Source organism: Caldibacillus debilis DSM 16016 (assembly GCF_000383875.1).
GTDB classification, from domain to species: Bacteria; Bacillota; Bacilli; order Bacillales; family Caldibacillaceae; genus Caldibacillus; species Caldibacillus debilis.
The window spans coordinates 79,549-99,151 of the sequence record NZ_KB912902.1; the positions used below are offsets into that span (position 1 = coordinate 79,549).

At 53.1% G+C, this 19,603-nt stretch carries 19 protein-coding genes and 1 pseudogene; 8 read left to right on the plus strand and 12 right to left on the minus strand.

Annotated features, from left to right (window positions below; translation table 11 throughout):
- Positions 1 to 24: 24 nt before the first annotated feature.
- On the plus strand, positions 25 to 228 hold the full coding sequence (locus A3EQ_RS0113335) for a YlaI family protein (RefSeq protein ID WP_020155671.1): 204 nt from the start codon (positions 25 to 27) through the stop codon (positions 226 to 228).
- 108 nt (positions 229 to 336) lie between these two features.
- Here A3EQ_RS0113335 and A3EQ_RS0113340 read toward each other — a convergent pair whose 3' ends face one another.
- On the minus strand, positions 337 to 654 hold the full coding sequence (locus tag A3EQ_RS0113340; RefSeq protein ID WP_020155672.1) for a YlaH-like family protein: 318 nt from the start codon (positions 652 to 654) through the stop codon (positions 337 to 339).
- Between the two features lie 251 nt (positions 655 to 905).
- The gene (typA, locus tag A3EQ_RS0113350) at positions 906 to 2,732 is read right to left on the minus strand and encodes a translational GTPase TypA (protein ID WP_020155674.1); all 1,827 of its coding nucleotides are present in this window, start codon (positions 2,730 to 2,732) and stop codon (positions 906 to 908) included.
- A 127-nt stretch (positions 2,733 to 2,859) separates the two neighbouring features.
- Here typA and A3EQ_RS0113355 point away from each other — a divergent pair, with 127 nt between their 5' ends.
- Positions 2,860 to 3,051: a YlaF family protein gene (locus tag A3EQ_RS0113355; protein WP_235597199.1), complete on the plus strand. Its 192-nt coding sequence runs from the start codon at positions 2,860 to 2,862 to the stop codon at positions 3,049 to 3,051.
- Between the two features lie 58 nt (positions 3,052 to 3,109).
- On the opposite strand, the gene A3EQ_RS0113360 is transcribed toward A3EQ_RS0113355, so the two are convergent.
- Positions 3,110 to 3,913, minus strand: a complete 804-nt coding sequence (locus A3EQ_RS0113360; protein WP_020155676.1) for an inositol monophosphatase family protein — start codon at positions 3,911 to 3,913, stop codon at positions 3,110 to 3,112.
- 303 nt (positions 3,914 to 4,216) lie between these two features.
- Between A3EQ_RS0113360 and A3EQ_RS0113370 the strand changes: the two genes are divergently transcribed.
- Positions 4,217 to 4,834, plus strand: a complete 618-nt coding sequence (locus A3EQ_RS0113370) for a DUF1054 domain-containing protein (protein ID WP_020155678.1) — start codon at positions 4,217 to 4,219, stop codon at positions 4,832 to 4,834.
- 402 nt (positions 4,835 to 5,236) lie between these two features.
- Here the strand turns inward: A3EQ_RS0113370 and A3EQ_RS0113380 are convergent, their stop codons facing one another.
- Together A3EQ_RS0113380 and A3EQ_RS23305 are read right to left on the minus strand one after the other, a co-directional pair.
- Positions 5,237 to 6,208, minus strand: coding sequence for an NAD(P)H-dependent flavin oxidoreductase (locus tag A3EQ_RS0113380; protein WP_026499968.1), 972 nt, complete (start codon positions 6,206 to 6,208; stop codon positions 5,237 to 5,239).
- A gap of 291 nt (positions 6,209 to 6,499) precedes the next feature.
- Positions 6,500 to 6,970, minus strand: a pseudogene (locus A3EQ_RS23305) (DUF3885 domain-containing protein); the annotation flags it as partial.
- Positions 6,971 to 7,440: 470 nt separating this feature from the next.
- Here A3EQ_RS23305 and A3EQ_RS0113400 point away from each other — a divergent pair.
- The gene (locus A3EQ_RS0113400; protein ID WP_026499969.1) at positions 7,441 to 8,895 is read left to right on the plus strand and encodes an aminotransferase class I/II-fold pyridoxal phosphate-dependent enzyme; all 1,455 of its coding nucleotides are present in this window, start codon (positions 7,441 to 7,443) and stop codon (positions 8,893 to 8,895) included.
- A gap of 164 nt (positions 8,896 to 9,059) precedes the next feature.
- On the opposite strand, the gene A3EQ_RS22235 is transcribed toward A3EQ_RS0113400, so the two are convergent.
- The 6 genes from A3EQ_RS22235 to A3EQ_RS0113435 form a co-directional block, all read right to left on the minus strand.
- Positions 9,060 to 9,194 carry a GapA-binding peptide SR1P gene (locus A3EQ_RS22235; RefSeq protein WP_370741120.1) on the minus strand — a complete coding sequence of 45 codons (135 nt, stop codon included), beginning with the start codon at positions 9,192 to 9,194 and terminating at the stop codon, positions 9,060 to 9,062.
- 244 nt (positions 9,195 to 9,438) lie between these two features.
- A complete protein-coding gene (lpdA, locus tag A3EQ_RS0113415; RefSeq protein WP_020155688.1) occupies positions 9,439 to 10,848 on the minus strand; it encodes a dihydrolipoyl dehydrogenase in 1,410 nt (469 codons plus the stop codon).
- 3 nt (positions 10,849 to 10,851) lie between these two features.
- On the minus strand, positions 10,852 to 12,129 hold the full coding sequence (locus tag A3EQ_RS0113420; protein WP_020155689.1) for a dihydrolipoamide acetyltransferase family protein: 1,278 nt from the start codon (positions 12,127 to 12,129) through the stop codon (positions 10,852 to 10,854).
- A 72-nt stretch (positions 12,130 to 12,201) separates the two neighbouring features.
- The gene (locus A3EQ_RS0113425) at positions 12,202 to 13,179 is read right to left on the minus strand and encodes an alpha-ketoacid dehydrogenase subunit beta (RefSeq protein WP_026499970.1); all 978 of its coding nucleotides are present in this window, start codon (positions 13,177 to 13,179) and stop codon (positions 12,202 to 12,204) included.
- 3 nt (positions 13,180 to 13,182) lie between these two features.
- Entirely contained in the window at positions 13,183 to 14,331 is a 1,149-nt protein-coding gene (gene pdhA / locus A3EQ_RS0113430; protein ID WP_020155691.1) for a pyruvate dehydrogenase (acetyl-transferring) E1 component subunit alpha, read from the minus strand.
- A gap of 452 nt (positions 14,332 to 14,783) precedes the next feature.
- Positions 14,784 to 15,440, minus strand: coding sequence for a YkyA family protein (locus tag A3EQ_RS0113435; RefSeq protein WP_020155692.1), 657 nt, complete (start codon positions 15,438 to 15,440; stop codon positions 14,784 to 14,786).
- A gap of 197 nt (positions 15,441 to 15,637) precedes the next feature.
- Between A3EQ_RS0113435 and def the strand changes: the two genes are divergently transcribed.
- Positions 15,638 to 16,192 carry a peptide deformylase gene (gene def / locus A3EQ_RS0113440; RefSeq protein WP_026499973.1) on the plus strand — a complete coding sequence of 185 codons (555 nt, stop codon included), beginning with the start codon at positions 15,638 to 15,640 and terminating at the stop codon, positions 16,190 to 16,192.
- A gap of 89 nt (positions 16,193 to 16,281) precedes the next feature.
- On the opposite strand, the gene A3EQ_RS0113445 is transcribed toward def, so the two are convergent.
- Entirely contained in the window at positions 16,282 to 17,043 is a 762-nt protein-coding gene (locus A3EQ_RS0113445) for a Cof-type HAD-IIB family hydrolase (RefSeq protein ID WP_040369478.1), read from the minus strand.
- Between the two features lie 240 nt (positions 17,044 to 17,283).
- On the opposite strand from A3EQ_RS0113445, the gene A3EQ_RS21115 reads away from it, so the two are divergent.
- The 3 genes from A3EQ_RS21115 to rnjA are packed head-to-tail and all read left to right on the plus strand — an operon-like array spanning position 17,284 to position 19,457.
- Positions 17,284 to 17,547, plus strand: coding sequence for a hypothetical protein (locus tag A3EQ_RS21115; protein WP_020155696.1), 264 nt, complete (start codon positions 17,284 to 17,286; stop codon positions 17,545 to 17,547).
- 30 nt (positions 17,548 to 17,577) lie between these two features.
- Complete coding sequence (locus A3EQ_RS0113460) at positions 17,578 to 17,787, plus strand: DNA-dependent RNA polymerase subunit epsilon (protein WP_026499974.1); 210 nt, start codon at positions 17,578 to 17,580, stop codon at positions 17,785 to 17,787.
- Positions 17,788 to 17,789: 2 nt separating this feature from the next.
- Complete coding sequence (rnjA, locus tag A3EQ_RS0113465; RefSeq protein WP_026499975.1) at positions 17,790 to 19,457, plus strand: ribonuclease J1; 1,668 nt, start codon at positions 17,790 to 17,792, stop codon at positions 19,455 to 19,457.
- Positions 19,458 to 19,603 lie beyond the last annotated feature (146 nt).

A 19,603-nucleotide genomic window follows, 5' to 3' on the forward strand; every position in this document is an offset into this window, starting at 1 on the left:
GGATGAGCATACGGAGGTCAAAGGATGATCGTAAAATGCATTTTGTGCGATAAAATGGAAACGATTGATGACGAGTCGCCGCTGGCGAAAAAATTGAGAAACCGTCCGATTCATACGTATATGTGCCAAGAATGCCACGACAGAATCAGCAAAAAAACGAAGGAAAGATTGGCCACGGGAAAATTTCGCACCTATCCGATGAAGAAAAAGGATGATGACTGGTTTTAAATGACCTAAATGCGGTACGGCGCGGAAGATTTCCCTCTTGTTTTAAACGGAAAAAACGCAACCGTCTCCATGGAACAGGAGACGGTTGCGTTTTGTTTGGAAAGCCGGCTATTCGCCCGGATTTTCCCGGGCCCCTTCCCGCCATCTTCTGAACCGGTAGACCGCAAGGACGAGGGCGATGACGATCAGCCCCTCCGCCACCGGAAGGAAAATCGCCAGAAAGGTAAGGATCGTGCTCCCGAGGATAAGAAACAGGTAAACGATCACCGATTTCAACAGCGGCAATTTCCGGGCAAAGCCCAATTTATAAGCGATGATGCATAAAAAAACGATGAGGATATATAAAATCCACATCCCCGAATCCGGGTTCTCGTCCACCCGCAGCAGTCTGGGAATCGGCGACAGACGGCTTTGAATATCCTCCAACGGAATGCCCCCTTTGATCATTGCCTAGCCAAATCCATTGTACATGATGCGGAAGGATTTGTAAAAATCTTTTCCGGCCGGTTCGGGCTTGGATCCGACGTTTTCATCCGTAAGAAGAATGAGGCCTCCTTATCCCGGCTTCCCTACCGGATTTTTCCGGCGCGCGGGGAACTGAACCTCTTCCCGGCCTAGGGGAAACGCCGAGGCGGGCCCGTTTCCCGCACGGCCTTTCGGCCGCCCTCTTCCGGCATTTACATCTTCCGCTTTTTCGTCAGTTTTTCCCGCTCGCTTTTATTCAATATTTTTTTCCTCAGCCGGATGGATTTGGGGGTCACTTCGCAATATTCATCGTCATCCAGATATTGAAGGGCCTCTTCCAGGGTAAAAATCCGGGGTTTTTTCATGATCTGCGTCTGTTCCTTCGTCGCCGAACGGATGTTGGTCGCATGTTTCGTTTTGCAAATGTTGACGGTCAGATCGTTTTCCCGGTTATGCTCCCCGACGATCATCCCTTCATATACTTCCGTCCCCGGTTCGACAAAAATCGTACCCCGGTCTTCCAACTGCAGGATCCCGTACGTCGACGCGGTTCCCGTCTCCAAGGCGACAAGGACCCCCCGCTCCCTCCGGCCGATTTCGAAGGGAAGTTTCGGCCGGTATTCCTCGAAGGAGTGGTTGTAGATCGCATAGCCCCTCGTCAACGACATCAGCTCGCTCTGATACCCGATCAGTCCCCGGGAAGGGACGGAATAGACGAGCCGGACCTGGCCGTTTCCGGCATGGCGCATATCCAGCAGATTTCCTTTCCGCCTGCCGAGGGACTCGATGACCTGGCCGGAATATTCTTCCGGCACGTCAATGACCACCCTTTCGAAGGGTTCGCAAATCTTGCCGTCGATTTCCTTTTCGATGACTTCCGGTTTGGAGACCTGCAATTCAAACCCTTCCCGGCGCATCGTCTCGATCAGGATGGCCAGATGCAGCTCCCCGCGGCCGGAAACGATCCAGGCGTCGGGGGAATCGGTGGGCTCCACCCGCAAACTGACGTCCGTCTGCAGCTCCAATTTCAGCCTTTCCTCAATCTTCCGGGCGGTGACAAATTTTCCTTCCCTTCCGGCAAAGGGACTGTTGTTCACGAGAAAGGTCATTTTTAACGTCGGTTCATCGATCCTTAGGGGCGGAAGGGGATCGGGGGCCTCCACAGGGCAGATCGTCTCCCCGACCAAAATGTCCCCCATCCCGGAAACGGCCACGAGATCGCCGGCATAAGCCTCTTCGATCTCCACCCGCTTCAGTCCCATAAAGCCGAACATCTTCGTCACCCGGAAATGTTTCACCGACCCGTCCAACTTCATCAGGGCGACCTGCTCCCCGGTCCGCATCGTGCCCCGGAAGATCCTTCCGATCCCGATCCGGCCGATGTAATCGTTATAATCCAGTAGCGCCACTTGCATTTGCAGCGGTTCGTCCCGGTTGTCGACGGGCGCCGGCACCGTCCGGACGATCGTTTCGAACAAAACCTCCAGCGAAGAATCCTGTTCCCGCGGATCCAAGCCGGCCGTTCCTTTGACGGCCGACGTGTAAACGACGGGAAAATCGAGCTGATCTTCGTCGGCGCCCAGCTCGATAAACAGATCGAGCACCTCGTCGACAACCTCTTCCGGGCGGGCATTTTCCCGGTCGATTTTATTGATGACGACGATCGGGGTGACCTTTTGTTCCAGCGCCTTTTTAAGGACGAAGCGGGTCTGCGGCATGCACCCTTCAAAGGCGTCCACGACGAGCAAAACGCCGTCGACGAGCCGCATGATCCGCTCCACTTCGCCCCCGAAATCCGCATGGCCCGGGGTGTCCAGGATGTTAATTTTTACGTTTTTATATTGAACGGCGGTATTTTTCGCCAATATGGTTATGCCCCGTTCCCGTTCGAGGTCGTTGGAATCGAGGATCCGTTCCCGGACCTGCTCGTTGGCCCGGAACATCCCCGCCTGTTTCAACATTTGATCCACCAAAGTCGTCTTTCCATGATCGACATGGGCGATGATGGCAATATTCCGGATGTCTTCACGCAGTTTCATTTTCTCCGTTTCCTCCTGAAAAAATCAGCGAGAATATTATAGCACAACAAAAAAGGAGAGTAGAAAAAAAGCCGTTCCTTTTGTAAAATAAAATGGAACGGAAATGCCGATCTTACGGAAAGAAGGAATGGCCGTGAAAGATATGAAATGGATCTTCCTTTTCTACGCCGTATTGGCGGTTCTCGCCATGGCGGGCATCGGGTTTTCCATCAGCCTGCGGAACGCGGCTTTGGGCTTCTTCTTTCTAGTTTTCCTTTTCTTCATCATGGGAATCGGCTTTCAAACGAAGAAAAAATGGAGAGAAGAAGGGAAATTGTAAAACGAGAGGAAGGCCGGCGCGCGGCCCATCCTCTTGTTTTTTTATTGCTTTTTATCCGTTAAATACCCTGATACGTGGCCAGAAAAGTTTCCAGAAGCTTTTCATGCAGACCGGGTTTCGCAAGAAAGACGGAGCTTTTTTCCAAGATCGACAGCGGTTCCCCCGTCAATTTCGTGGCTTTTCCGCCCAATTCTTCCACGATGATCATGCCCGCCGCGAAATCCCACGGGGAAAGCTTCAGACTGATATAGGCGTCAAGCCATCCGGCCGCCACATAACCGATCTCGATGGCGGCGGATCCGATCGAACGGGTTCCCCTCATCTTCTTTACCATCGGAATGATGCATTCCTTGACGCCGGGGGAATCTTTGACCAGCCAAGTCGGGTTGATGCCCAAGATGGCTTCCTCCACCGGCCTTTCGGTCAGCTTCGGCAGCGGCCGGTGATTGAAATAGGCCCCCTCCCCTTTCACCGCATGGTACAATTCATCCCGGACCACATCATAAATATAGGCCAGCCTTCCCGCGCCGTTTTCGAAAACGGCGACGGATATGGCGAAATTCCGTTTTTGATGGACAAAATTCATCGTGCCGTCGATCGGATCGACGACCCAGATCACCCCGCCGAGTTCCGCCGGATCATCGCCGAATCCTTCCTCGCCCACGATTTGATGGCCGGGATAGGTTTGGCGGATTTTATTGACGAAAAACCGTTCCGTTTCCCGGTCGATATTGGTCACCAAATCGTTTTTATTGGATTTGGTAAAAATATCGAAATCTTGGCTTAACGCCCGGCGGATCCGTTCACCCGCCTCCCGTATCCAATCCTGAGCGTTGCGGTCAACCTGTTTCCAATCGATCATCAGCTACCCTCCATCAGATGAAATCCTTACCCTCCACCTATTTTACCACAGAACGGAAGGCTTCCGGCAAAAAACCCGGAGACGGCCTTACGATTTTTCGCCGGAAATAGGGCTTAAAGAAGGCTTTATCGGAGACGGGAAAGGATGAAACGGCAAGAGGCACCGGATCAGCCCGCCCTTCCGCCGGAAAACAGGAACAACCCATTGGCATTTTGCCGCACCAATTGTTATTTTTAAAGTAAGTCCTTATCGCCTTCCCGGCTTTGCCGGAAGGCTCATTCGAAAAACGAAGGAGGATGACCAGTGGAATTTCAGGGATTTGTCGATGAGGACTTCGAGGTTTTTCATATCGGCGGTTTGGAGAAGCGGATGGAGGGGATCAGGGCCAGGATCCAGCCGAAATTCCGGGCGTTGGGGGAAAAATTGGCGCCCCGGCTTTCGCACATGACCGGAGAAGAAATGTTTTTGCATATCGCCAAACATGCCAGGAGGAAAGTGAATCCTCCCGCGGATACATGGCTGGCCCTTTCCGTCGACAAGCGCGGCTATAAAAAAATGCCCCATTTCCAAGTGGGATTGTTTGATGACCGGGTATTCATCTGGCTGGCCTACATCAATGAACTGGAAAACAAGCGGCGGTTCGGCGAAAAATTGCTGGAAAACCTGAAAATGATCAAGGAAACCGTCCCCGGAGATTTCGTCGTGTCCGCCGACCATACGAAAAAAGAGGGAACGTTTTTGCGGGAAGCGGATCTGCAAAAGATGCTGGAACGGTTTGTTGGCGTGAAGAAGGAAGAGTTTTTGCTGGGGAAATATATCCATCGGGGAGACCCGGTTTTGCACAAGGGGAAGGAATTGGAAAAAATCATCGTAGAAACCTTTGAAACCCTCGTTCCGGTTTATCGGGCATCCTTTTCTTAATTGTTAATGCGGGGCCCCTTCACCGGGCGGCAAAGGAAGGCGGAGGCGGGCGGCCTCTCCGCCGATTGCCGGCACAGCCTCTTCCCCGCGAAATTCCATACCGTCAGCGCGGCCGGGGACGCCGGCAAAAGGCATCCCGTGCCCCGCTTCATGTACCTTTCCGCGGCCGGCGGGATGCCGGCGCATTCCTGCTTCTGGATACGTCCCCGATCCCGAAAGGGACCCCGAAAAGCCCCGGCGGACGATTTTACGCCGCCGCCCTCGCACGGGCTTTTCGGCTGCCGAAAACCGGCGGGCGCCCGGGCCCGCCGGCCGGCCGGTTAATGGGGATCGCGCTCCCCGATGATGGGACGGTTCCGGATTCCTTTCTGCTGTTCCGGAAGGAGCCGGCATCCGAAGGCTTCAAACGCCCGGTTCCCGCATCCATTTTTTCCGGATTTCCTCCGCTTCCCTGATCATTCGGGCAAAAAGCTCCGCTACGGAAGGGACATCCTTGATCAGGCCGACGACCTGCCCCGCCCAGACGAAACCTTCTTCCGTTTTTCCTTCCCAGGCGAACCGTTTGTTCGCTTCCCCGGATATATAGTCCTTTAATTGCTCATAGGTGGCGTTTTCCCGTTCCAATTCAAGGATCCGCTCCGCCCAGCTGTTATGCAGGACCCTGGCCGGCGCTCCCAGCGAACGCTTGATGATGACGGTGCTCGTTTCATCCCCGTTCACAAGGGCTTCCTTATATTTTTCGTGAGCATGGACGCATTCCTTCGTGGCCACGAAGCGGGTGCCCATTTCAATCCCTTCCGCCCCCAAACAAAGGGCAGCCATCAGTCCGCGTCCGTCGCCGATCCCGCCCGAGGCGATCACGGGAATGGAGACGGCATCGACCACTTGGGGAACCAATACGAAGGTGGACAAATCATGCTTGCCGATGTGGCCCCCTCCTTCTTGGCCGACCACCATGACCGCATCCGCGCCGAGCTCTTCCGCCTTCTGCGCCTGCCGCTTGGCGGCCACCAGCACCAGCTTCTTCACCTTCACTCCCTCGAGCGCCTGGAAAAAGGGCGTCGGGTTGCCGCCGGTTACGGAAACGACGGGAACCTTTTCGTCGACCGCCACCTGCAAATAATCCAAGAAAGGACGGCCGTGCTGCCCGATGGCAAAATTCACCCCGAAAGGTTTATCGGTCAGCTGCCTCACTTTCCGGATCTCTTCCCGCAATTTCTCCGGGCTTTCAAGGGACATGGCGGTAATCTGGCCAAGCCCCCCCGCGTTCGATACGGCGGCGGCCAGTTCGCTGTATGCCAAATGGGCAAGCCCTCCCTGGATGATCGGATAGCGGATGTTTAACAGTTCCGTTACTCGGGTAGTCCAGTTCATCATTTTTTCCTCCCGTCTCTTTGGCATTTTCTCTCCCCTCCTTTGAGTATATCAGGTCAAGGAATAAATGGTAAGTTGATCCCCGGAATGGGGACGGATGTTCAAAAAACGGTAAAAATTTGCCGGGACAAAGGCCAAGGTTGCGGGGAAGACGTCCGCTCCCAAGGCGGAAATGGAGCAGGGGACGGGCCGGCAAACGCGGGCGGGCATTTCGGCCGAGGGAAAAGCGGACATCGCCGGCCGGTTTTCATGAAAAACAGGGAACGGTCCGATGAAGGGGAATTTCCCTTATCACAAATATCCGATGAATCTCTTTTCGATTTCAGGCCTGTCATAATCTAAAATCCAGCCGTTGTATCTTTTATCAACGCCGCTTATCGTTTCGGGGGGAGCCGCCGATAAGTCGCAGCCCCGGTCATCGCAGATGTGAAAAATCGTTCCCTTGCCGATATTGATAAAATAGACGCGGTTTGAAATGCCCGGTTTCACGCCCAAATCTTGATCGCAAACCGCTTTTCCCATCGGCGCGGATTTGACATCCGATGTTTTGCATCTCCACGTGAAACCGAGCGTCTTGCACCTCCCTTCCTCGTCATCTTCCGGGAAAATATAGGGCATTTCCTGATGGGCGATTTTATCCGGAAACGATTTCTGAACAAAGGGAGAAAAATTCCTTAATTTGCGTTTTATGGTTCTCCCTTTGCCGTCATCATTCACATCGATCGCGAAAAATATATTGTCCGCCGGCGGATGCAGGGACGCAAATAAGGCGGCCCTTTGCTGACATCATTGCAAATGGGCGCGGTTGCGGGCTTCATATTCCCTTTTCCCCTCGACCCCCGATTCGGACCGGATGCCCATCGGCCATTAATAGAACAAAGGCGGGTTCAGTTCCAAATCCGGAAATTTTTCTCGCATAAATTCGTTTAACCGCATCTTTACACCCCACACCCCACCGTTCAACTCCTATGGATTTCATCGGGACGAAGCGAAAAATGGAAACTTGGACCGGCGCAAACGAAAACGTTTTTGTCGTTCCCGATAATGCCCGGTGCCTGTTTCCCCTGCACCAACCGCCGGCGAACGAGGACCGGGCGCGACAATGGCCGGGATTTTGCGGCGGCCCTTATCCATTTTTTATGACTGGAAAAAGAAAGGACGAATTGGTATAATTCATTTTGTTTTACTTTCAGAGTCCCATTTTATCCCCAGACACCGAGGTGAACATCCCGTTGAAACAGGAACTCACGCCATTGTTTACAGGGCTCGTTGAGCACATAAAAAGAAATCCCGTCCAGTTCCATATTCCCGGCCATAAAAAAGGGTTCGGAATCGAACCGGAATTCCGCAATTTTATCGGAGAGAACGCGTTGTCCATGGACTTGATCAATATCGCGCCGTTGGACGATTTGCACCATCCGGAAGGGATCATCAAAGAAGCCCAGGAGCTCGCCGCGGAGGCCTTCGGTGCCGATCACACCTTCTTTTCCGTGCAGGGGACTTCCGGCGCCATCATGGCGATGATCATGGCGGTTGTCGGTCCGCATGACAAGATCATCGTCCCCCGGAATGTGCATAAATCGGTGATGGCGGCCATCGTTTTCTCGGGAGCGACCCCGGTGTTTGTCCATCCCGAAGTCGATCATGAATTCGGCATTTCCCACGGCATTTCCCCCGGCGCCGTGAAACGGGCGCTGGAAGAACATCCCGACGCCAAGGCCGTGTTGGTCATCAATCCGACCTATTTCGGGGTTTGCTGCCATTTGCGGCAAATTGTCGACATCGCCCATTCTTACGGGGTGCCCGTCCTGGTGGACGAGGCCCACGGCGCCCACATCCATTTTCACGAAAGGCTGCCTCTTTCCTCCATGCAGGCGGGTGCGGATATGGCCGCAACAAGCGTCCATAAATTGGGCGGATCGATGACGCAAAGTTCGATTTTAAACGTCAAGGAAGGGCTCGTCAATGTCGACCGGGTCCGCGCCGTCCTAAGCATGCTGACGACCACCTCCACCTCCTACCTGCTCATGGCCTCCTTGGATGCGGCCCGGAAACAGCTGGCCACCCGGGGAAGGGAACTGCTGGAAAAAACCATCGGCCTGGCCGATTATTTGCGGGAAGAAATCAATAAAATCCCTCCCCTGCGTTGCATGGGCAAGGAAATCTTGGGGAGCGGAGCGGTCCATGACTTGGATCCGACCAAGCTGACCATCTGCGTCAAAGACTTGGGAATTTCCGGCCACGATGCGGAAAAATATTTGCGGGAAGCCCATAACATCGAAGTGGAGCTTTCCGATTTGTACAACGTGCTGTGCATCATCACGTTCGGGGATACAAAAAGGGAAGCGGACCTTTTGATCGAAGCTTTGAAGGACATGGTAAAAACCTTCCTTCCCCAGGCGGCGAAAAAGGACGTCCAGGTCCTGCTCCCGGAAATACCGAAACTCGCCCTTTCCCCGAGGGAAGCCTTTTACGCGGAAACGGAAGCCGTCCCCTTTGAAAAATCCGCGGGGCGCATCAGCGCCGAATTCGTCATGGTTTATCCCCCGGGCATCCCGATCTTCATCCCCGGTGAAATGATCACCGAAGAAAACCTGTACTATATTCAAAAAAATATGGAAGCGGGTCTTCCGGTGCAGGGACCGGAAGACCGGGAACTGAAATGGCTGCGCGTCATAAAAGAATAGGGTTTGCGTCCGTTGGATAAGCTGGAAGCCCGGCGCCCGGGCGAATTTCCATTCGAAAACAAGAAGGGAGCGAACGCTCCCTTTTTTTCATCATGCCGCCTGTTCGGCGTCGTCAGGCGGGCCAAGGAAAGCGGGGCGCTCCCTTGCGGGTCGGCCCTGCCTCCTTATTCATCCCCGTCTTCCTCCCCTCGGCAATGGGGATGAGGACATTTCCCGTACAGTACGGAAACTTTTTCGTCTTCAAAATACTCGATGGTTGCGTTGCATTCCTGGCAGACAAGAATGCCCAATCCGCTCACCCCGCAACTAAATATGTCATACTAATTGATCTTATAATATAACTAATTGGAAACGTTGTCAATATAAAAAATGTCATATTGGTGAATTATGACATATGTAACAGGAATTGCGGGGAAACCGGATCACAGCCCACGGCGAAAGGTCCGGCCGGACCGGCGGCCGCCGCCGAGGCGGTGCGGAAACCGGGGAAAAATAAAAACCGCTTCGAGCCTCGAAAGGCTTGAAGCGGTTTTCTTGTCCGCTTTATTTCAAGATATGGATCGGCGATCCTAAAGCGGCTTCCGCGGCTTCCATCGTGATTTCGCCGAGGGTCGGATGGGCGTGAATGGTCATGGCGATATCTTCGGCCGTTACCCCCGCTTCGATGGCCAAACCGATTTCGGCGATCATATCGGAAGCGCCGGGGCCGGCGATTTGCCCGCCGATGACCAAACCGTCTTCCTTCCGGGTGACGAGCTTCAGGAAACCGTCGGAATTGTTCAAGGCAAGGGAACGGCCGTTGGCCGCAAAGGGGAACTTCCCGACGGTCACTTCAATTCCTTCCGCCTTCGCCTGCTCTTCCGTATAGCCGACGGTGGCCAATTCCGGATCGGAGAAGCACACCGCAGGGATAGCCAGGTAGTCGACGGCGGACGGGTGCCCGCTGATCGCTTCCGCGGCCACTTTCCCTTCATAGGATGCCTTATGGGCGAGGGCGGGGCCGGGGACGATATCGCCGATGGCGTAAATGTTCGGGATGTTTGTGCGGCATTGTTCGTCCACTTTGATCAGGCCTTTGCCGACAAATTCGACGCCGATTTGTTCCAATCCGATGTCATCCGTGTTCGGGCGTCTGCCGACGGTCACCAGGACGTAATCGGCTTCCACTCTTTCTTCCTTTCCGTCCGCTTCATAGGTGACGACGACCCCGTCTTCCTTTTCTTCCACGCCCTTCGCCAAAGCCTTCGTAATGATGGTCGCGCCTTTTTTCTTTAAGTTCTTTTTCACGAGGGCGGACATTTGTTTTTCAAAGCCGGGCAAAATTTCGTCCGCCCCTTCAATGATGACGATTTCCGTGCCAAAATTGGCGTAGGCGGAGCCGAGTTCCGTGCCGATGTAGCCCCCGCCGATGATGACCATCTTCTTCGGGATCTCGGGGAGATTCAAGGCGCCGGTCGAATCGAGCACCCGTTTCGAAAACTTGAAGGCGGGCAATTCGATCGGCCGTGAACCGGTTGCGATGATGACATTTTTAAAGGTGAAGGTTTGGGCGGAATCGCCGTTGATGACCCGCAGCGTGTTGGCATCGACAAAATAGGCTTCCCCTTTGACCACTTCCACCTTATTTCCCTTTAACAAGGTGCCTACGCCGCTGGTCAGCCTTTTGACGACACCGGCCTTCCATTCTTGAACCTTGGAAAAGTCCACCTTCACGTTTTCCGCAAAGATGCCGATGTCACCCGATTCTTTCGCGTCCGCATACTTATGGGCGGCATTGATCAAGGCTTTGGAAGGGATGCAGCCGACGTTCAAGCAGACGCCGCCGAGTTCCCCCTTTTCGATGACGGTTACCTTTTGGCCGAGCTGGGCCGCGCGGATCGCCGCCACATACCCGCCGGGACCGGCCCCGATGACTATGGTGTCCTTTTCAATCGGAAAATCTCCAACTACCATTTTTTACGCCTCCATTAACAAAAGTTCGGGATCGCTTAACAACCGTTTGATATGGTTGAGGGCATATTGCGCCGTTGCGCCGTCGATGATCCGGTGGTCGAAACTCAAGGACAGCGCCAAGACGGGGGCCGCCACGATTTCACCGTCGCGCACGACCGGCTTCTCTGCAATACGTCCTATTCCCAGTATAGCAACTTCCGGATGATTAATCACGGGAGTAAACCATTGTCCGCCTGCCGAACCGATGTTGGTAATCGTGCAGGAGGATCCCTTCATTTCGTTCGGGGCCAGCTTCCCTTCCCTGGCTTTTTGGGCCAGCTCGTTGATTTCTTTCGCGATGGCGAACATGGATTTGCGGTCGGCATCCTTGACGACCGGGACGAGCAAGCCGCGTTCGGTATCCGCCGCGATTCCGATATTGTAATAATGCTTGTGGATGATTTCCTCGGCTTCATCGTCGATGGACGCATTCAATATCGGGTATTCCCGGAGGGCGCTGACCAAAGCCTTGACGACATAAGGCAGGAACGTCAGTTTGATGCCCTTTTCCGCGGCCACTTCTTTGAATTTCTTCCGGTGGGCGACGAGTTTCGTGACATCCACTTCATCCATGAGCGTAACATGGGGGGCGGTATGTTTGGATTGGACCATCGCCTTGGCGATCGCCCGGCGGATTCCGCTCATCTTTTCCCGGGTTTCCAGCAGCACTTCGCCGGTCGCAGCCGCCGTTTCGGGCGCCGGTTTTTCCGCCGTTTCCTTCGCCTCGGTTTCCGCGGGGGCCGCTTTTGCTGTTCCGGCCAAATAGTTGTCGATATCTTCCTTCAAAATCCGCCCGTTCGGACCCGAGCCGGTGACAAGCTGAATGTCGACGCCTTTTTCCCTGGCGTATTTCCGGACGCTGGGCATGGCGATGACCCGGCGTTTCGGCTCGGCCTTCTCTTCCGTTTGCGGAGCCGCCGCTTCTTCCTTCACTTCCGCTTGGGAACCGGCTTCTTTCGCGGGTTCTTCCCCATGATCCCCTTTAAATTGCATGTCTTCGTATCCCGGCGCATCAATGGTGACAAGCACATCGCCGACGACGGCCGTTTGCCCTTCCGGCACGAGAATTTCCAAAACCTTCCCTTCCACGGGAGAGGGGATTTCCACGACCGCTTTATCGTTTTGAACTTCACAAAGCACATCGTCTTCTTTGACTTCGTCACCGGGCTTGACGAACCATTTGACGATTTCACCTTCATGTATTCCTTCTCCGATGTCCGGCAATCTGAATTGGAATGCCACAATTATCCCTCCTGTAATATTCGGAATGGGAGGAAGCCGGCGCCTCGCCGTTTTCCTCCGCAGACAGCGCGATCAGAACGTGAGCACTTTTTTCGCGGTTTCATAAATATCCTTCGCATTCGGCAGCCAAACGTTTTCCGCCTGGGAGAAAGGATAAACCGTATCCGGTGCCGTCACGCGCAAAACCGGCGCCTCCAGGCTCAAGATCGCCCGTTCGTTGATTTCGCTGACGACGTTGGCGGCGATTCCGGCTTGCCGTTGGGCTTCTTGGACAACGATGGCCCGGTTCGTTTTTTCCACGGAAGCGACGATCGTTTCCACATCGAGGGGGCTTACCGTGCGCAAGTCGACCACTTCTGCGGAATAGCCTTCTTTCTCCAATTCCGCTGCGGCCTTCAGCGATTCATGCACCATCGCACCGTAGGCGAAGATGGACAGATCCTTACCCTCCCGTTTGACATCCGCTTTGCCGAGGGGGATCGTATATTCTCCTTCCGGCACTTCGCCGCGGATGGAACGGTAAAGCTTCAAATGCTCCAGGAAGACGACCGGATCGTTGTCGCGGATGGAGGAGATCAACAACCCCTTGGCGTCGTAAGGGGTAGACGGAATGACGACCTTCAGACCCGGCACTTGGGCGACCAACCCCTCCAGGCTGTCCGAATGCAATTCGGGCGTGTGAACGCCGCCGCCGAAGGGCGAACGGACCGTGATCGGCATTTGGTAGGTGCCGCCGGTGCGGTAACGGTAGCGAGACATTTGGCCGGCGATGGAATCCATCACTTCAAAAAGGAAACCGAAAAATTGGATCTCGGGAACGGGGCGAAAACCTTGAAGGGCAAGGCCGATGGCCAGACCGCCGATCCCCGATTCCGCCAAGGGGGTGTCGAAAACGCGGTCGGCGCCGAATTCCTTTTGCAGCCCGTCCGTGGCGCGGAAAACCCCGCCGTTAACCCCCACGTCTTCACCGAAGACGAGGACGTTCGGGTCCCTTTTCAATTCCGTGCGCAAGGCATCCGTAATCGCTTGAACCATTGTCATTTGAGCCATCTTTTACTTCGACTCCTTTTCTTTGTATATTTCGTATTGTTCTTGCAGGTTGGCGGGCAATTTTTCAAACATGATCGAAATCAGGTCCGTCACTTTTTGCTTCGGCGTTTCATCCGCCTTCTTTATCGCTTCCTTGATCTCTTCCTTCGCTTTTTCGATGGTTTCTTGTTCCATTTCTTCGTTCCAGAGGCCCTTCTTTTCAAGATACTTCCGGAAACGGACCAAAGGATCTTTCTTTTCCCACTCGTTGTCCAATTCTTTGGAACGGTAGCGGGTCGGGTCGTCGCCGGACATCGTGTGCGGCCCGTAACGGTAGCACAGCGTTTCGATCAGGGTCGGGCCTTCGCCGTTGATCGCCCGTTCGCGGGCTTCCTTCGTCGCCGCATATACCGCCAGCGGGTCCATGCCGTCCACTTGGATGCCAGGGATTCCGGCTGCAACGGCTTTTTGGGCCAGGGTCTTGGCCGCCGTTTGCACTTCGACGGGCGTGGAAATGGCGAAACGGTTGTTTTGGACGATGAAGATGGCGGGAACTTTAAACGCTCCGGCAAAGTTGATGCCTTCGTAGAAATCCCCTTGGGAAGTTCCCCCGTCTCCGGTATAGGTGACGGCGACGGCTTTCTTCCCCCTCTTCTTGAGGCCGAGGGCCACCCCTGCCGCCTGCACGTATTGGGCGCCGATGATGATTTGCGGAGGCACCACGTTCAAACCTTCGGGAATTTGGTTTCCGACGAAGTGGCCGCGGGAGAACAGGAAGGCTTTGTAAAGCGGCAGTCCGTGCCAGATGATTTGCGGAACATCCCGGTAACCGGGCAAAATAAAGTCTTCTTTTTCCAAAGCGAAATGGGAGGCGATTTGGGAAGCTTCCTGGCCGGCCGTCGGCGCATAGAATCCCAAACGTCCCTGACGGTTTAAGGAGATGCTCCGTTGGTCCAAAATGCGGGTGAACACCATCCGGCGCATCAATTCCTGCAGCTGTTCATCCGTCAAATCGGGGACGGCGCTTTCATTCACCACTTCCCCATCCTCATTCAAGATTTGGAAGGTCTGAAATTCCTTCTCGATCGACTCGAATTGCTTGGCCGCATCCAATACCTTATTCGTGTTCGGAGCCATTTTGTTCACTTCATCCTTTCCATAACATTCTTCCATATCATAGTTTTCCAGATAAAAGGGTTTTCATCCGCAAACCGAAAAACTGTTCCCGCGAAAAAAGGAGGCGGTGGGAGGCGAAACTGTATTAATCGTTCGCGCAAAAATATTATTACAATCTCACCACAATTTTAGTTTACACTTTGTCGAATTCTTCGTCAATCATCATGAATTCAACTGGAACAATATTCACAAAAACGTTTCATTTTTTCAAAAAAATAAATCTGTTATATATTAATCCATGTATCTGTTATATATTTTTTTCACTTAGCCGCCCGCCTGCGGGCCGATTCGGGAATCAAACGTTATTTTAGTAAAAACGAAAATCCCCTTCGGCCCCTTCATTTTCCAACCCCTCACGCCCCGGAAAACTATTTCAGAATAAAAAGGATTTTTCCTGTTTAACACAGTATTAATACAGGTTTCGCAAAAAAAAATAAGCCTTGGTCGGCTTATTCGGTTTTCACATCCAAACCGGCATCTTTGTAAAATTGAACCTTTGCCTCATTGTACGCTTCCGTTTGTTTGTTGAATTGCCCGTTCAGTTCGATCACCTCATGATAGATCCCGTTGATCTTGTTGATTTGATCCTCCAGGTCCTCCAGCTTCACGTTTTCCTCCTTAAACATGGCATAGAGCTCCCGGTCATAGGCGATGCCCTGCTTATATTTTCGATAAAGTTCCTCGTGCAATTCGTAGCGTTTCATCATCGTGTCGTACATTTTTTCCGCATTTTTCTTCAATTTCTCGTCGTCGAGTTTTTCGATGTCCTTGGTCAGCTTTTTAAACTCTTCTTCGGCCCGGATCATGCTCTCTCTTTCTTTTTCCAGGCATTCTTCCCTCTGCTTGGCGATCCCGGCCGCCTCATCGGACAATCGGGCGATCTTGTCACGGTCTTTCATTCCGAGGGACAAGATCTCATCGTAAATTTCCTTCTCTTTCTTCTCCAGTTCGATCAGGCGCTCCTGCTCGTTTTTAAACCCATCCTCGATGGAGACGACCTTTTCCATCCGTTCATACATCTTTTCCGCCGTCGATTGGAAAAGGCCGCACCCGGCGATCAGCGGGATGATGACGAAAAACAAGGGCCAAGTTCTGCGGATGTTCACCACAATGCCTCCGTTTCCTGTCGGATACCGCCGGTTTGTTCGCGATAGAGCGGTGATTTCCCTTCCGGGCGGTTCCTTTCTGATTCGTTATCGGATATTATATTATGTATTCGAAAGCGATCCGTCTTCATTCACAGACGGGGAAAACTTTGCTAGACTATATTACGTTGAAAATGCGTTTGACGGGAGTGAAGCCGATGATCACGATGAAAGATATCATCCGCGACGGGCACCCTACTTTAAGGAAGGTGGCCAAGGAAGTCCCTCTTCCCCCGTCGAAGGAAGACATTGAAACGGGAAAACTGCTTATGGAATATGTGCAAAACAGCCAAAACGAGGAAATCGCAGCCCGTTACGGACTGCGTCCGGGCGTGGGGCTGGCCGCGCCGCAAATCAACGTTTCCAAAAGGATCATCGCCGTCCATTTTGAAGATTACAGCGGGAAAACATACAGCCACATCCTTTTTAACCCGAAGATCATCAGCCATTCCGTGGAAAAAGCCTACCTGGTTTCCGGGGAAGGTTGTCTGTCCGTCGACGAGGATATTCCGGGATATGTGCCCCGCTATGCGCGAATTACGGTGGAAGCCTATGACGAAGAAGGAAAAAAATTGCGGCTCCGCCTGAAAGAATATGCGGCAATCGTATTCCAGCACGAGATCGACCATTTGAACGGCATCCTGTTTTACGATCATATCGACAAGGAAAACCCGTTCAAACCGATTGATAATGCCATCCCTGTCGGACAATAGGCGCCGCGGAAAGGCCTGCCGCCGAATCGTCCCGGGAACATCGGAAATCCCGCCGGAACCGGCAGCGAGCGGGGTTCGGTTCGGGGCGGCTACAGCAGACCGGCGGCTATCAGACCGTGATAGACGCCGTCCTCGTCCACATGTTTCGTGACGTAATCGGCGTATCTTTTGACGATGTCCGGCGCGTTGCCCATCGCAATCCCTTTTCCGGCAAAATGGAGCATTTCGATGTCGTTCATTCCGTCTCCGAAGGCGAAAATATCCGACTTGGAAATCCGGCAATATTCGCTGATCCGGCGGATGCCTTCGGCCTTCGAGCCGCCCTTCGGCATCACGTCCAGGGCGTACCGGTGCCAGCGGAGAAACCGGAACATCGGAAATTCCGCTTCGTATTCTTTCTCTTCGCCGGGTTCGCAGAAAAGGAGCATCTGGTAAACCGGTCCCTTTTTATAGAACTCCGGATCATAGCCGGGTTCGGGCACGTTGATGCTTCTCATGCTCTCTTTGATGTAGCTGTGGCCGTTCATGGTGGCGCACATCCGGTCATGGGACATAAAGACGAAGGGATGGCCCTTTTCCTTCCCTTTTTCCAGCAATCTTTCAATATGGCGGGGATCCATTTTGAATTGGAAGATCGGCCGGCCGTCGACGACGACGTATTGGCCGTTCAGGCTGACGAAGGTGTCAATGCCCAATGGCTCCCGGATGAATTCGAACATGAAAGGGGCGCGTCCGGTGGCGATGGCAACTTTGACGTCCTTTTCCTTCAGGCGAAGGATGGCGTCGACCGTCGCCGGGGGCACTTCGTTCCGGCTGTTCAAAAGCGTCCCGTCCACGTCGAAAAAGACCATTTTCCCCAATATCCATACCTCCTGTTCTACGCTGCTATAATTTTACGCTATAACAGATGCTATTTTCTTGTCAATCATTCCGTCGAAAATTCCAGTTTCAGGCATGAAAATCCGCAGGGAAAAGTCATATAATATAATTAAAAACATCATTAATAACATCGGGTTCCCGAGCCGCCGGATAAAACTTTTGCTAGAACCCTTTATCTTTGATACCGGTTGGGCTAAAATAAAAGACAGGGAGTGATCCGCGATGTTAAAAAAGCTGAAGAAAAAGCTTTTGGAACGGTGGAGAGATTTGCTTCGGAAAAAATTGATCGCGTAAACGAAGGGCTGTTTAAAAGAGAAAACCTTCCTTCCGAAGGTTTCACCTCCCTTAAATCAGCCCTTGTTTTTTACATACAGGTTGTCTTTTCCTTGTCTTTTTTTTCTTTGGCAGCTTCCCTTTCCGACCGGCAAATGACGGTTCTTCGTGTAAGAAATGCGTTTTTCCGCTATAATGAATAAAGCTGCAAGGCTGCAAAAGGAGTGATCGAATTGATATTTAAAGTTTTCGTACAGGAAAACGCCGACCAGATTCCGGTCCGCGAAAAGACAAAGGCTGTGTATATCGAAGCGGAATCGGAGCGAGAAGTCCGGAAAAAAATGGAAGGAACCCCGTATAACATCGAATACATCCAGGCCCTGAGCGAAGCGCACCTGGAGTACGAAAAGAAAAGCCCGAATTTTAAATTATTGGAGCTATGAACATGAAATTTGTGAAAAATGACCAGACGGCCGTTTTTGCCCTCGGGGGTTTGGGCGAAATCGGCAAAAATACCTACGTGGTTCAATACCAGGACGAGATCATCGTCATCGATGCCGGAATCAAGTTTCCGGAAGATGAATTGCTAGGTATTGACTATGTCATTCCGGACTACACATACTTGGTGAAAAACGCGGAAAAAATCAAAGGGTTGTTCATCACCCACGGCCACGAAGATCATATCGGAGGCATCCCGTACCTGCTGCGGGAAGTCAACATCCCGATTTACGGGGGAAAGCTGGCGCTCGGGCTCATCCGGAACAAATTGGAAGAACACGGATTGCTGCGCCGGGCCAGGCTCCATGAAATCAAGGAAGACGACGTGATCAAATTCCGAAAAACTTCCGTCACCTTTTTCCGCACCACACACAGCATCCCCGATTCCTACGGAATCGTCATCAAGACGCCGCCAGGCAATATCGTCCACACCGGTGATTTCAAATTCGATTTCACCCCGGTTGGAGAAACGGCCAATTTGACAAAGATGGCCGAAATCGGCAAAGAAGGGGTGCTTTGTTTATTATCCGACAGCACGAACAGTGAAATACCCGAATTTACGATGTCGGAACGGAAGGTCGGAGAAAGCATCAAGGAAATTTTCCGCAAGGTGGAAGGGCGGATCATATTCGCCACCTTCGCTTCCAACATCCACCGTCTGCAGCAAGTGACGGAAGCCGCCGTACAAAACGGGAGAAAGATTGCCGTTTTCGGAAGAAGCATGGAAGCTGCCATTGAAATCGGCCGGGAACTCGGCTACATCCGCTGCCCGAAAAACACCTTCGTGGACGCCCAGCAAATCAACCGGCTTCCGGCGAACCAAATCACCATCCTGTGCACCGGAAGCCAGGGGGAACCGATGGCGGCCTTATCCCGGATCGCCAACGGCACCCACCGGCAAATCCAGATCATGCAAGGGGACACGGTCGTCTTTTCATCGTCGCCGATCCCCGGCAATACGACGAGCATCAACCGCACGATCAACATGCTCTATCGCGCCGGCGCGGATGTGATCTACGGTTCCTTGAACAACATCCACACCTCCGGCCACGGGGGCCAGGAAGAACAAAAGCTGATGCTCCGCCTGATGAAACCGAAATTTTTTATGCCCGTCCACGGGGAATACCGGATGCTGATCACGCACAAAAAACTGGCGGAGGACTGCGGGATCCCCGGAGAAAATTGCTTCGTCATGGATAACGGCGAGGTCCTCGCCCTCAGCAAGGATTCCGCCTACGTCGCCGGCAAAGTCCAGTCCGGTTCCATCTACATCGACGGAAGCGGCGTCGGCGACATCGGCAACATCGTCCTTCGCGACCGGCGAATCCTGTCGGAAGAAGGGCTCGTGATCGTCGTCGTCAGCATCAACATGAAGGAATTCAAAATCGCCGCCGGGCCGGACATCATCTCCCGCGGATTCGTTTACATGCGGGAGTCGGGCGATTTAATCAGCGAAGCGCAATCGCTGATCAAAAAGCATCTGGAAAAAATCATGGGGAAAAAGACAACCATGTGGTCAGAAATCAAAAATGAAATCACGGAAATTTTAGGGCCGTTCCTGTATGAAAAAACGAAACGGCGGCCGATGATCCTGCCGATCATCATGGAAATATAAGCGGCCGCAAAAAAAGCGGGCATGGCGGGGCGGAAAACTCCGCACCCGCCCCCGCTGCAAAAGGCGGCCGCCGGCCGGGCCGGGTCTCCCCTTTCGGCCCGGCCTCTTCCTTTCCATCCGAAGGGCCGCTAAGGAAAAACCGGTTC